Source organism: Rhizobium esperanzae, assembly GCF_002204185.1.
GTDB classification, from domain to species: domain Bacteria; phylum Pseudomonadota; class Alphaproteobacteria; order Rhizobiales; family Rhizobiaceae; genus Rhizobium; species Rhizobium esperanzae.
In genome coordinates this window covers 1-14056 of sequence record NZ_MXPU01000037.1, presented here as the reverse complement: position 1 = coordinate 14056, position 14056 = coordinate 1, and the positions used below count along the sequence as shown (strand labels likewise).

The window sequence follows — 14056 nt, the reverse complement described above, 5'->3', positions numbered from 1 at the left end:
AGGATTTTGTCGCTCTTGATTGTCGCATTGAGATCCATAACAGAACCGAACATCAACTCCAATTCTTAGACAACTACTAGCGTGAGTAGTTCGCTTCTTGTGATTTTCAGGTATCTCGTAGAGCCGTTCGAGAAGTAGAAGCTGACAACATAGGCCCCATGTGCCACCGCCCGGTCCTGTTGCGTACACTCCGAAAGAAAGCTCCTCGATCCCGATTGCTTACACAGGAGACGATCATGAGTGAAGCGATTGCCGGTTCTCGTGGCATGCAGGCTTTCGAAACCCTTGAATCAAATGTCCGCTTATACTCGCGATCCTTTCCAACTATTTTCAGTCGAGCGCGCGGCTCTATCATGTTAACGGAGGATGGTCGAAAGATCATCGATTTTCTCTCTGGTGCGGGAGCACTCAATTACGGTCACAACAATCACGAGATCAAAGCGGCTATTTCGGAATACCTAGCATTGGATGCAGTGGTCCACGGACTTGACATGGCCACTCCTGCGAAACTCGAATTTATGGAAACTTTCAGCTCGGTCCTACTTCGGGAGCGGTATCCGAAATACCGATTCCAATTCACGGGGCCAACAGGTAGTGATGCCGTTGAGGCGGCCTTAGAGCTTTCATGCAAAGTCACAGGACGTCGAAATATAATTTCGTTCATGAATGGATATCATGGTATTAGATTAGGTTCTGTTGCTGCGGCGAGTAAGCTTTCCGATCGCAAGGCCGGCGGGGCTTCTAAGCTCGGAGTTACTTTGATGCCCTATGATAGCTATTTGGGGCCATATGTTGATACGGCTGATCATATGCGAAAGATGTTGCAGGATCAGAGCAGTGGAATCGATTCTCCAGCTGCCGTCCTGATCGAATCTATACAGGGTGAGGGCGGTATAAACGTAGCGAGCAAGGAGTGGCTGCAGTCAATCCAATCCATAGCAAGAGATGCAGGGGCTCTTTTTGTAGTTGATGATGTCCTGATGGGCTGTGGTCGTACAGGTGAATTCTTTAGCTTTCAGTTTGCAGGGTTGTCGCCAGACATCATCGTGTTATCGAAATCGCTAAGCGGATACGGCCTACCACTATCGATACTGTTGATCAAAGAAGAGGTCGACGCATGGCAGCCAGGAGAGCACACTGGCACATTTCGAGGAAATAATCTGGCACTCGTATCCGCAACCGCAGCCTTGAATCTTTATTGGCGGGATGAGACGTTTTCGAAGGGTGTTCAGCGAACGGGAGAACTTATGCGCCGCCGACTTGAGGCCATTTCACGCAGGCATGGAAAGAGATTTATTGTTCGCGGGCGGGGCATGGCTTATGGGTTTGATTGCCAAGTGGCGGAAATCGCAAGGGCAGTTGCACGCACAGCATTTGAAAAGGGATTAGTCGTCGAACGTTGCGGACCTTTTGGTCGGGTCATAAAGTTCTTACCGGCTCTCACGATCGACTCCGAGACGCTAAGTCAAGGCCTTGAAATATTCGAGGAGTCTTTGGCCGAAACAATGAAAACGGCTTGTGGTGATATACTTTGAACTCATCATGGCTGCAACGAGAAAATGTCCGGAAACGCTTTCTCTCGTTGTCGACGCGCATCGCGTGCGGAGCCGTTCGCGGCGCCCAAACCGGATATCGGGCCGCACGATCACATGTTCGGATAGACCGGCCCCTCACCGCCCTGCGGCGGTACCCAGTTGATGTTCTGGTTGGGGTCCTTGATGTCGCAGGTCTTGCAGTGCACGCAGTTCTGGGCGTTGATGACGAAGGTGTCTTCGCCGTCCTTCTCCACCCATTCATAGACCCCGGCCGGACAGTAACGCGTCGACGGGCCTGCATAGATATCGTGTTCCGAACGCTTCTGCAGGCTCATGTCCTTGACCTGCAGATGCACCGGCTGGTCCTCCTCGTGATTGGTGTTCGACAGGAACACCGAGGACAGCCGGTCGAAGGTCAAAACGCCATCCGGCTTCGGATAGGCGATCGGCTTGTGGTTTGCGGCCGGCTCCAGGCTTTGCGCATCGGTCTTGCCATGTTTCAGCGTGCCGAAGAACGAGAAGCCGAACAGGGTGTTGGTCCACATGTCGAGACCGCCGAGCGCCACGCCGAGCGCCGTGCCGAACTTCGACCAGAGCGGCTTGACGTTCCTGACCCGCTTCAGATCCTTGCCGATGTCGCCCTTGCGCCATTCGTTTTCGATCTCGGTGACCTCGTCATGGCTGCGGCCGGCTTCGATGGCGGCGGCGATCTTCTCGGCCGCCAGCATGCCCGACAGCACCGCATTGTGGCTGCCCTTGATGCGGGGCACGTTGACCAGACCGGCCGAACAGCCGATCAGCGCTCCGCCGGGAAAGGACAGCTTCGGCACCGACTGGTAACCGCCCTCGGTGATGGCGCGCGCCCCATAGGACAGCCGCTTGCCGCCCTCGAAGGTCGAGCGAATGGCAGGATGGGTCTTGAAGCGCTGGAATTCCTCGAAGGGGTAGAGATAGGGATTCTTGTAATTGAGATGGACGACGAAACCGACGGCAACCAGATTGTCTTCGAGGTGATAGAGGAAGGAGCCGCCGCCGGTCTTCATCCCCAACGGCCAGCCGAAGGAATGCTGCACCAAGCCGAGGCGGTGGTTCTCCGGCTTGACTTGCCAGAGTTCCTTGATGCCGATGCCGAACTTTTGCGGTTCGCGGTCCTTCGAGAGATCGAACTTGGCGATCAGCTGCTTGGCAAGCGAGCCGCGCATGCCTTCGCCGATCAGCACATATTTGCCGAGCAGCTCCATGCCGCGGGTATAGTTCGGGCCGGGCTCGCCATTCTTCTCGATGCCCATGTCGCCGGTGGCGACGCCGATCACCGCGCCCTTATCATTGTAGAGCACTTCGGTTGCGGCAAAGCCTGGATAGATCTCGACGCCGAGCTCTTCCGCCTTCGTCGCCAGCCAGCGACAGACATTGCCGAGCGAGACGATGTAGTTGCCGTGATTGTTCATCAAGGGCGGCATCAGCACATTCGGCAGGCGGATCAAGCCGGCCGGGCCGAGCAGCAGGAAGTGGTCTGATGTGACTTCCGTCTTGAAAGGATGATCGGCCTCGTCGCGCCAGCCGGGCAGCAGCCGGTCGATGCCGATCGGATCGACCACGGCGCCCGAGAGGATATGGGCGCCGACCTCGGCCCCCTTCTCCAGGACGACGACCGACAGTTCCGGGTTGACCTGCTTCAGCCGGATCGCCGCTGAAAGACCGGCCGGACCGGCGCCGACGATCACGACGTCGAATTCCATGCTCTCACGTTCGGCTCGTTCGATATCTTCGTTCATTCGTCAATCCAGCCTCGAAACCGTGGTGGTGTCCTGCCGTACGTGCGATGAGCGGCAATGACGGTGTTGGCCATTAACATGGCGATTGTCATAGGGCCGACACCACCCGGAACCGGAGTGATGACGCCTGCGACCTCGGCAGCTTCCGCAAAAGCGACGTCGCCAACCAGTTTGGTCTTGCCCTTGCCCTTTTCCGGCGCCAGCACACGGTTGATGCCGATATCGATCACTGTCGCGCCGGGCTTAACCCAATCGGCCTTCACCATCTCAGGGCGTCCAACGGCAACAACCAGAATATCGGCATTGCGGCAGACGGTCGGCAGATCCTTAGTGCGCGAGTGAGCGGTCGTTACCGTCGCATTGGCCGCGAGGAGCAGCGCCGACATCGGCTTGCCGAATAGATTAGAACGTCCAATGACGACAGCATTGAGCCCGGAAAGATCCTCGCCATGGGTCTGGCGGACAAAGACCATCGCACCGGCCGGGGTGCAAGAAATGAGACCGCCCTCGAGATCACCGGACGCGAGTTTGCCGGCATTGACGATGTTCAGGCCGTCGACATCCTTTTCCGGCAGGATTGATTGGATGAGCGGTTCTGAGTTCAAGTGGTTAGGGAGCGGCAATTGTACGAGGATGCCGTGGATGGCCGCATCGGCATTGAGCGCTGTCACGAGTGCCTCGATTTCGGCCTGAGTGGTGGCCTGTGGCAGAGTGTGTTGAATGGAAAGAAACCCGCACTCCTCGGCCATTTTGCTCTTGGAAGCAACATAGGCATGGCTCGCTGGATCGTCGCCGACGATCACGACGGCAAGACCAGGTTTAATGCCGTTCACGCCCAAGACAGCTGTCGCGGACTTGACGGCATCAATTACGGAAGCAGCAACTTGCTTCCCATCGATCACGCTGGCGTTCATGGCTCAGCCCATACGCTCGGATGCGTATGAACCCGGGCTCGGCGGGAAGACGACTACGCGGTTGCCGTTGATAAAGCAGCGATGGTGGATATGCGCGTGCACGGCGCGGGCCAGCACCTGGCTTTCGACGTCGCGGCCGATCGAGACATAGTCGTCAGCGCTCTGGGCGTGGGTGATGCGGGCGATGTCCTGCTCGATGATCGGGCCTTCATCGAGGTCGGCGGTGACGTAATGGGCGGTGGCGCCTATCAGCTTAACGCCGCGGCCATAGGCCTGCTTATAGGGGTTGGCGCCCTTGAACGACGGCAGGAAGGAGTGGTGGATGTTGATGATCCGGCCCGACATTTTCTTGCACAGCGCATCGGAAAGCACCTGCATATAGCGAGCAAGCACGATGAGCTCGGTGCCGGTCTGCTGGACGAGTTCGACGAGTTGAGCTTCGGCCTGCGGCTTATTTTCCTTAGTCACATTGATGTGGTGGAAGGGGATGTCATGGTTGACGACCACCTTCTGATAATCAAAATGGTTTGAGACAACGCCGACGATCTCGATCGGCAGGGCGCCGATTTTCCAACGATAGAGCAGGTCGTTGAGGCAATGGCCGAAGCGCGACACCATCAGCAGCACCTTCATGCGCTCCTCGCTGTCGTTGAACCCGTAGGTCATGCCGAATTTTTCGGCAACCGGAACAAAGCCCTCCGTGATTGCCGTTCGATCCGCCCCCACTTCTGAAAGAAAAGTAAGTCGCATGAAAAAGAGGCCAGTATGCAAGTCGTCGAACTGGGAACTGTCGACGATGTTGCAGCCGATATCGGCGAGGTAACCAGTCACCGCGGCGACAATGCCTCGCGTGGATTTACAGGTGATAGTCAAAACATAGGACGGCATAACATTCCTCGATCTTGTTTTTCCTCAGCGGTCACTTGGCTACGGCGCCAAATCCCTAAGCGCTTTTTCGAGTTCAGGAAGAGCCTCGAAGAGGTCGGCGACGAGACCGTAATCAGCGATCTGGAATATTGGGGCGTCCTCGTCCTTATTGATGGCGACGATTACCTTCGAATCCTTCATACCGGCGAGGTGCTGTATGGCGCCCGAGATGCCGCAAGCGATGTAGAGATCAGGCGCCACGACCTTGCCGGTTTGGCCGACCTGCCAGTCGTTCGGCGCGTAGCCGGCATCGACGGCAGCGCGCGAGGCGCCGACGGCAGCACCGAGCTTGTCGGCCACCGGCAGGATGACTTCCCTGAACTTCTCCGCCGAGCCGAGTGCCCGGCCGCCTGAGATGATGATCTTCGCCGAGGTCAGTTCTGGGCGGTTGGAGACCGACAGCGCGTCCTTAACGAAGGTCGAGAGGCCCGGATCGGAAGCGGCCGGGATCACTTCGACGGAAGCGGAACCGCCTTCCGCTGCTGCGGCGAACGAGGCCGTACGCACGGTGATGACCTTCTTGCCGTCGGTCGACTGCACCGTCTGGATGGCATTGCCGGCATAGATCGGACGCTTGAAGGTGTCTGATGAGACGACCTCGATGATCTCGGAGACCTGCGCGATGTCGAGGAGAGCTGCCACGCGCGGCAGCACGTTCTTGCCGGTCGAGGTGGCGGCGGCGATGATCGTGTCATAGCCTGCGGCCAGCGAGACGATCAGATCAGCCAGCGGCTCGGCTAGATTGTTGGCAAGCTCGTCGTTTTCGGCAAGCAGTACCTTAGAGACGCCTGAGAGCTTGGCGGCAGCATCGGCGGCAGCATCGGCGCCCTTGCCGGCGACGAGAACGGCGACATCGCCACCGATCTGGCTTGCCGCCGTCAGCGTCTTGGCGGTCTGGTCGGAAAGGCTGGCATTGTCGTGGTCAGCCAGGAGAAGTATGGCCATGGGGATGTTTCCTTTCGAACCTTAGAGGACGCCGGCTTCGGTCTTCAGCTTCTCGACCAGCTCGGCAACCGACTTGACCTTGACGCCCGCCTTGCGGCCGGACGGCTCCTCGGTCTTCAAGACCTTCAGGCGCGGCGCGGTGGAGACGCCGAAGTCGGCAGGAGCTTGTTTCTCGACCGACTTCTTCTTCGCCTTCATGATGTTCGGCAGGGAGGCGTAGCGCGGCTCGTTCAAACGCAGGTCTGATGTGACGACGGCTGGAAGCTTGACTTCGATCATCTGCAAACCGCCATCGACCTCGCGCGTCACCTGCGCTTTGCCGTCGCCGATCTCGATCTTCGACGCGAAGGTTGCCTGGGCCGTGCCGAGCAGCGCTGCGAGCATCTGTCCTGTCTGATTGGAATCGTCATCGATCGCCTGCTTGCCGACGATGATGAGACCCGGCTGTTCGGCGTCGACAACGCCTTTCAGGATCTTAGCGACGGAGAGCGGTTCGACGGCATCGTCGGTCTCCACCAGGATGGCGCGGTCGGCACCCATGGCAAGCGCCGTGCGCAGCGTCTCTTCGGCCTTGGCCGGACCGATCGAGACGACGATCACCTCCGCGGCCTTCCCGGCTTCCTTCAGCCTGAGCGCCTCCTCGACCGAGATCTCGTCGAAGGGGTTCATCGACATCTTCACATTCGCGAGATCGACGCCTGTGCCATCTGGCTTCACACGAATCTTGACGTTGTAGTCGACAACTCGCTTAACAGGAACTATGATTTTCACTTCCAGAAACCTTCCATCACAAGCGACGACGCGTCGAGTTGCGTCGTCGCGCAAGCAATCTGACACCGCCAATCAGCTGCGCCATCGATTGACGAATGCGCCTTCACTTCAAAGCGCTCTCGCTCTAAGCCAGACGCTATCGTCCTAGCCGCTCTCCGGTAGGATCGAAAAAGGCCTGGAGGGAAGCGTCTGCGTCGTAGAATTCGCCGGCGATTTCGATCTGCCAATTGCTCTTCTCAAGCAGTTCCTTTGTCACGCCATTTGGATCGTTTACGTAACCCAGTCCGATCGAGGTACCGAGAGTGAAGCTTTTGACTCCTGACGAAATGTAGCCGACGATTTTTCCATCGCGTCTAATTAGTTCTTCTCGAAAAAGCACGGGTTTCGGGTTTCGCAACTTGAAGGAAATCAGCCGCTTCTTCAGCGGCATCGAAGCCTTCTGTGTTGCTGTGGCTTCTTTACCAACGAAGCCACCGGCCTTGCTCCAATCGATTGTGAACCCGAGCCCCGACTCAAGCAAAGTATCGACCGGTGTTAAATCAAGTTCGTATTCTCGGTATGCCCGCTCAGAGCGCAGATGTTCGAGCGCGTGATATCCAGCTGGCTTTAGATTAAATTCCTTACCAGCTTCCCAGAGCACGTCGAATACATGTTGAGCCATTTCCGTCGGGACATGAAGCTCCCAGCCGAGTTCCCCTATGTAGGTGAGCCGGTTTGCTATGATGCGGGCATACCCGACATCAATTTCCTGGCTAGTGGCAAAGGGAAAAGCTTCATTGGTTAGGTCTGCGGGGGTAACCTTGCTCAATATGTTGCGCGACTTCGGGCCTTGCAGCGACAGCACCGCGTACGAAGATGTGACGTCTGTAAGAGTGACACTCCATTCATTTGTTATATGCCGCGAGATCCACGCTTTATCGCGCGGATGGACCGTAGCGGACGAAATAACTAGGAACTGGGTTTCCGATAGTCGATTGACCGTGACGTCTGTTTCAATGCCGCCCTTCTCGTTTAGCATGTGGGTGTAAACGAGCTTGCCGACCGGCACATCCACGTTCCCGGCACAAAGCCGCTGTAGAAAGTTGCAGGCATCACGACCTTGAATTAGGTGCTTTCCAAATGAACTTTGATCAAACAGGACCGCACCCGAACGTGCCGCCAAGCACTCCGCTTCGGTATTCTTGAACCAGTTCGGTTGTTCGTAGGAATAGATATTATCCGTAGTTTCGCCTTCACCAGCGAACCACATCGGCCGCTCCCAGCCCATTCCTTCACCGAAGCTAGCCCCGAGTCTCGCCCATCTGTCATGAAGCGCGCTCTTTCGTACTCCGCGAGAGGTTGCGGGTTGGTGGCCTGGCCAATGCATCTTGTAGTGTAGGCCGAGCACCTCGGGTATCCGATCCCTCAAATAACTCTTGTTAATTTGGAAAGGATGGAAACGCGCAACGTCGATGAAGCTGGTGTCCATCTGTGGCGCCCCCGCAACGATCCATTCAGCCAGAGCGCGACCTGCACCAGCACCGAATTCGATGCCCTCGGAATTATATCCGGTCGATACAAAAAGATTCTTCATGCCGGGCACTTCGCCGATCATGAAAAGTAGGTCGGGCGTGAAGCTTTCTGGTCCGTTGAAAAACTTTGCAATTCCGGCATTCTCCAACGCAGGAATTATTTCGATTGCCTTCGTCATGGGCAATTCGAAGTGATCCCAGTCTTCCCACAATTCGATGAATGCTGAATCCTTGGGAAGCTTCTCCATGGGAAGCGCTTTACCCCAAGGTTCGAATGCACCTACCAACAATTTGCCTGCATCTTCTTTAACGTAAACGTGTCCGTCGGTGTCTCTGAGAACCGGCAAAGTTGGCTTCACAAAGTCCATAGGCTCTGTAACGACGTAAAAATGCTCGGCAGCGAACAAAGGAACACGTGCGCCTAATTTGGCTGCGAGGTCTCGCGTCCAAAGGCCGCATGCGAGCACCAAGATCTCGGCTTCGACAACCCCATGGCTCGTTCGAAGCTGGTACAGACCTTCAGGGGTGCGCCACAGGTCGGTCACTTCGGTTTGCTCGAGAATTTTTGCGCCGTTTTTCTTCGCACCAGCTGCCAACGAAATACATGTGTCGATTGGGTTGGTCTGGCCATCGTTGGGAATGAAGACGGCACCTTCAATGATTGAAGAATCGATTGCTGGGTACAGCTCTTTCGCCTCACGGGGCGAAATCATATGCGCCTCCAGCCCAAAGCTCTTTGCCACCGACGCATTACGAGCAGTTTCATGGAGGCGATCTTTAGTCCTCGCTACACCCAAGGTGCCGTTCTGTTTGAACCCAGTCGCTTGACCTGTCTCAGCCTCAAGAGACGCATATAGTTCAGCGTTGTATTTGGCAATTTCAGTCAACGCGTGAGTGCCACGCGTTTGCATAATTAGCCCCGCCGCATGCCAAGTTGTGCCGGACGTAAGCGAATGCCGCTCCAGAATGACGACGTCCTTTTTCCCAAGCTTCGTCAAATGGTATGCGAGGCTTGCTCCAGCAATACCTCCCCCAATAATAACAATTTCGTGGGAGCGGAGCGGGATTTCCCTTGGCCGCACGTTTGTATTATAGATCATGTCATATCCCTGTGTTGGAAAGACGGTCAGAGTTTTCCGAAGCTCATAAAAGCCCCTAGCGTACCCCCGTGGAGCGCTTCGCTGGAACTAAGTTACTGTTATGGTAGCTCAGTGTGACGGTCGAAGGCGTTGAACTAGAGTGTTTCAGCGCAGGATTTACCCGGCCCTTGTCAAACCTGCGCACATTTCCTGCAGCGATTAAACGCTCTGCCAATGTGTCGCCGATTGACGTCTTTTAATTCGGATTGGCACGTTGTTCATGCGGCGCCCGGAAGGGCGTGTTGATCTATGCCGCAAACACAGTGTCTCAGTGACGCACAATCTACAGTGCTTCCGAAGTCCGGCTACATGCACTTGGCCATAGCCAGCGGCCACCTTGGGAATGCTGAACTTGGGGGCGCGAGCGCCGAGTTATCCCGCTGGGCGCAGAGCCTGCCCTCGTCTCCGACGCCCTGGGGACCGCAGGGGCTCTCATGTCCTATTTGTCTGAGTGCCTTGTCACCGCGCTCGACAACTCGCTCTCCGGCGAGCTTGTCGGTCGCGAACTTGAAAGGATGGCCGTCAGCCTTTAACTGGGGTTATCCCTTCGTGATCGTGTCCGAAAACGGAACCGAGCTGACCTCAACGCTATCCAAAATGGCGGGTGCATCATGCTTTCGAGTGGCGCTAGACCCCTACAACTTACCGGGAATCCAATGCAGAACGGCTCGGTTGATAGCCTCAATGACCGGCTGCGCGATGAGCGCCTTGATGAGCAGTCCGCACTAGAGAAATGATTGCAACCTGGACCGCAGCATACAGGCCCCGAGGCTCGCCCTTTTCCGGTTTCCAACTCGCCCAACACAGAATCGGGACGTAAAAGAGTTCACTCATAAAGGGGACAACCAGGGGGTCACTAGCTTGTCCTGTTATCATGCTCGCCGTGCACTCTGCCGGCACCGGTTTGCGTCCGTCAATCGCCGGTCATGCAGAATTTAGACTTAATCCCTCATTTTGCAGCACATTTACTGCGTCTACGCGCTCCCGATTGCACGAACTGTGCGCCGCTGCCGGCTATAATGCTTCGGATGTCCAGATATAAACGCCTTGCGCAGCGAACGCGCATCAACGAGGCTGATTAATGGAGAGCAAGAGTGACAATCGCCGGAAACAACTCGGCTGGAACAGCGAATGCGAGCGTCACCGCGTCTGAAACCTCCTGTTTGGAACGCGTCCCTCGCCAGCAGGGTTGGCGCTATGCGAGTGCAGCCGCTATTCTGGCGGTAACATTGTGGCTCGTACTCGCTTTTGCGCGAGGTCAGATTGAATGGAGCTACAGCGGCCGATATCTAACTTCCCCGGTTATCATTTGGGGAATTGCCAACACAATGATCCTTGCGTTTTTCGCGATGGTCATCGGGATCATACTTGGTATAGCCATCGCGATAATGCGTTTCTCCACGAACCCAATTATCAATTGGTCTGCCAAGGGCTACATCTGGCTGTTCCGAGGCCTCCCGTCACTTCTGCAACTTCTTCTGTGGTACAATCTAGCGCTCGTTTTTCCTACTATCGGCGTCCCGGGCTTCGTCGAGTGGCGCACGGTGGATATTATGACGCCGTTTGTTGCTGCTCTGCTCGGGCTCGGCATAGCACAGGGTGCTTACACCTCTGAAGTTGTTCGCGCCGGGCTGCTTTCGGTTGACCTAGGCCAATATGAAGCGGCAAGCGCCATAGGGATGACCGGTCTCCACGCTCTGCGTCGGATAATATTGCCGCAGGCGATGCGATTCGTTGTTCCCCCTATCGGTAATGAATTCATCGGTATGGTGAAGTGGACGTCCCTCGCGAGTGTGATCCAATACTCCGAAGTGATTTATGCAGCATCAAACATCTACTACACCAACAACCGAGTCATCGAACTGCTTTTTGTTGCACACACACACACATTTGGTATCTAGTCGTGGTATCAGTGCTTACTCTTCTGCAGGGCAGAATAGAGGCGCACTACGCGCGCGGTTCAAGCCGGACTTCTCCAGCGCCGGTGAGGAAATAACCGCATGAGCCATATATTGCATGCGTGCAACCTTCGCAAATCATATGGAACCTTTGAAGCCCTCAAAGACATTAACCTGACGATCGCAAAGGGTGAGGTCGTATGTCTGATCGGCCCGTCAGGGTCAGGCAAGAGTACGCTCCTTCGGTGTATCAACCAGATCGAAACCCTAAGCGGCGGTGCGTTGTGGGTTGGCGGAAATCTTGTTGGGTATCGCAGAGTCGGCAACAAGCTCTACGAGCTAAGCGACCAAGAGGTTGCTCAGCAGCGGCTGTTGACGGGAATGGTCTTCCAGCGGTTCAATCTTTTCCCTCACATGACGGCACTGCAAAACATAATCGAAGGACCGACCCAGGTTCTCAAGGTTCCGTTCCTGACTGCGCGCGATGAGGCGTTTGCACTGCTCGAGCAGGTCGACTTAGCCCATAAGAGCGAGTCGTATCCCATCGAGCTGTCGGGCGGCCAACAACAGCGCGTCGCCATTGCGCGCGCGCTAGCCATGAAGCCGTCCCTAATGTTGTTTGATGAACCGACCTCGGCGCTCGACCCGGAACTTGTGGGTGAAGTGCTCACCGTCATGCGTAAACTTGCGGAAACGGGCATGACTATGATCGTTGTCACCCATGAACTCGGATTCGCTCGGGAAGTAGCCAACCGAGTCGTGTTTATGGAGCATGGCCAGATCGTAGAGATCGGCTCGCCTCGTCAAGTGCTCGTCCAACCGACCGAAGAACGGACGCTGAAGTTCATCTCAGCAGTGCTGAGTTGAAGACTCTCCAACGAAGTATGACCAATGAAAGGGGGGCATTACGATGAAGCCCAACAATTATAGGCTTGTGGTTAGTGCGGTGACGGCCGCAAGTTGTTTGTTCGCGCTTAACGTGTGGGCAGGAGGGGAAGAAGTGGTGCTGAAGGCGGCAACGATTACCTACTATCCGCCGTTTTCGTACAAGGATGAAAAGACGAATGAGCTAGCGGGTTTCGATCATGATCTTGCGGAAGCAATAGCCGCTAAGATGGGCGCGAAAATTGAATGGGCAGAATTTACATATGCGCAATTACTTAGCTTGGCACCGCTAAAGACAGGTCGAGTCGACTTTTACGGCACCGCCGTTACCGATAGAAAGGACCGGCGAGAAGGCGGCCTGAACTTCGTCGATTATGTATACGAACCATTTGTATTCTTCACACTACGCGAAAACGCTAATAAGTACGGCGACCCTATGCAGCTGTGCGGCGAAAGTGTAGCGACTACACGCGGAGATCCGACGCAGGCAGATCGTGTGAAAACCTGGAGCGATGCAAATTGCGTAAAAAATGGCAAGGCAGCCATCAATGTTGCGTTTGGAGAAAACTCAGCAAATAATCTATTGTTGCTCAAGCAGGGTAGAGTTGCGGGAGCTGTCAACGGCGCTGGAACGCTTGCCGTTGCGAACCAAAAGGATAGCAACAAATATCTTGTTGTGGGTCAACCTCTCAGCCGTAACATGTATGGGATGGGCTTCCTAAGCGAAAATACCGAACTCGGCGAAAAATTGAAAGACGCACTACAAACACTCATAGAGGAGGGGACTTATGATCGGCTTCTCGAAAAGTGGAACCTTCCAGAGAGTAGTCACATTGGCAAGGCCGAAATTAACGCTGGCGTGCAGTAGTTTGATTTTCATTGCTCGGATGTACGCTTTTGATTGACGGCGTCCGACATGAAGTTCGATGGCACGTGCGCTTCGGTTTCGGCAACGGGCAAGCCTTGAGCGATACCGGGTCTGGGAGGGCTGTGGAGCGGATCGGCGGCGTTCCTCTTGGCAGCTTTGCAATAAGAACTGTTTTTCCTGCGGCGGTTCGAGGTGATCACCCATTGATATTGGGGCCGGGCGATTCCGGCTTCAGCCCGTTTCCTTCACGGCTGCTCCCGCGCAATTGCGGGAACGACCGCAACGGAGGCTGAGAATGATCCAATTTATCCGCGCCGCGGCGATTCAGAACCCTTGCCCTCCCAGTCTTACCACAGAATCAGTCATGCCCCACAGACATCCCGCTAGATAATCCAAGTACAGTCGGCTCGTTTCCAACGGAACACATGGCCTAATCGCTTAGCTCGGGTCGCGTTGTGCACACGAACGCATTGGCGGACTCGCGAACTTTGCGCGTTGCTCACATCATCTGTGCTGTCCGATCGGCAACAAAGCTGCGGACATATGAGGTAATGCAAACGGGGCCAGTACGACATGGGTTTTAGGCATTCTGAATTAGCCCCCGAAAGGCCCGGACATGCTCCGCCACTTAGCTAAGTGGGTAGGAGGAATGTTGGTAATATGACTAGCAGCAATTTTAAGATGGAAGTCCTCGCCGGGCCGGAACGTCGGCGGCGTTGGAGCACGGCAGAGAAGCTCGCGATCATCCACGAAACCTATGAGGCGGACGCGACGGTGAGCATCGTCGCGCGTCGGCATGGCATCCAGCCGAACCAGTTGTTCGCCTGGCGCAAGCTGGCGTCCCAAGGGGCACTGACGGCGACGGCCGCCGAGGAGGAGGTCGTTCCG

General features: G+C 55.8%; 10 protein-coding genes and 1 pseudogene. 5 read left to right on the top strand and 6 right to left on the bottom strand.

The genetic code is table 11. The features are described from left to right. The first annotated feature begins 266 nt into the window (after positions 1 to 266). The gene (gene ectB, locus B5E41_RS29800) at positions 267 to 1535 is read left to right on the top strand and encodes a diaminobutyrate--2-oxoglutarate transaminase (RefSeq protein ID WP_088397201.1); all 1269 of its coding nucleotides are present in this window, start codon (positions 267 to 269) and stop codon (positions 1533 to 1535) included. A 110-nt stretch (positions 1536 to 1645) separates the two neighbouring features. On the opposite strand, the gene B5E41_RS29795 is transcribed toward ectB, so the two are convergent. The 6 genes from B5E41_RS29795 to B5E41_RS29770 form a co-directional block, all read right to left on the bottom strand. Then, positions 1646 to 3310 carry an electron transfer flavoprotein-ubiquinone oxidoreductase gene (locus B5E41_RS29795; RefSeq protein ID WP_088397189.1) on the bottom strand — a complete coding sequence of 555 codons (1665 nt, stop codon included), beginning with the start codon at positions 3308 to 3310 and terminating at the stop codon, positions 1646 to 1648. Further along, on the bottom strand, positions 3307 to 4224 hold the full coding sequence (gene folD / locus B5E41_RS29790; RefSeq protein ID WP_088397188.1) for a bifunctional methylenetetrahydrofolate dehydrogenase/methenyltetrahydrofolate cyclohydrolase FolD: 918 nt from the start codon (positions 4222 to 4224) through the stop codon (positions 3307 to 3309). Before folD ends, B5E41_RS29795 begins: the two co-directional genes overlap by 4 nt. A gap of 3 nt (positions 4225 to 4227) precedes the next feature. Continuing rightward, positions 4228 to 5112 carry a formyltetrahydrofolate deformylase gene (gene purU / locus B5E41_RS29785; RefSeq protein WP_088397187.1) on the bottom strand — a complete coding sequence of 295 codons (885 nt, stop codon included), beginning with the start codon at positions 5110 to 5112 and terminating at the stop codon, positions 4228 to 4230. Between the two features lie 39 nt (positions 5113 to 5151). After that, positions 5152 to 6096, bottom strand: coding sequence for an electron transfer flavoprotein subunit alpha/FixB family protein (locus B5E41_RS29780; protein ID WP_088397186.1), 945 nt, complete (start codon positions 6094 to 6096; stop codon positions 5152 to 5154). A 21-nt stretch (positions 6097 to 6117) separates the two neighbouring features. Next, positions 6118 to 6867, bottom strand: a complete 750-nt coding sequence (locus B5E41_RS29775) for an electron transfer flavoprotein subunit beta/FixA family protein (RefSeq protein WP_088397185.1) — start codon at positions 6865 to 6867, stop codon at positions 6118 to 6120. 136 nt (positions 6868 to 7003) lie between these two features. After that, positions 7004 to 9478 (bottom strand): GcvT family protein, encoded by a 2475-nt coding sequence (locus B5E41_RS29770; RefSeq protein ID WP_088397184.1) that lies wholly within the window; start codon positions 9476 to 9478, stop codon positions 7004 to 7006. Positions 9479 to 10680: 1202 nt separating this feature from the next. On the opposite strand from B5E41_RS29770, the pseudogene B5E41_RS29765 reads away from it, so the two are divergent. The 4 genes and pseudogenes from B5E41_RS29765 to B5E41_RS29750 form a co-directional block, all read left to right on the top strand. Beyond that, positions 10681 to 11513 (top strand): annotated as a pseudogene (locus tag B5E41_RS29765) (amino acid ABC transporter permease). A gap of 4 nt (positions 11514 to 11517) precedes the next feature. Continuing rightward, the gene (locus tag B5E41_RS29760) at positions 11518 to 12282 is read left to right on the top strand and encodes an amino acid ABC transporter ATP-binding protein (protein ID WP_088397183.1); all 765 of its coding nucleotides are present in this window, start codon (positions 11518 to 11520) and stop codon (positions 12280 to 12282) included. A gap of 43 nt (positions 12283 to 12325) precedes the next feature. After that, entirely contained in the window at positions 12326 to 13168 is an 843-nt protein-coding gene (locus B5E41_RS29755; RefSeq protein WP_088397182.1) for a transporter substrate-binding domain-containing protein, read from the top strand. 660 nt (positions 13169 to 13828) lie between these two features. Beyond that, positions 13829 to 14056 (top strand): transposase (locus B5E41_RS29750; RefSeq protein ID WP_141098830.1); only part of this gene is annotated, 228 nt, incomplete at its 3' end.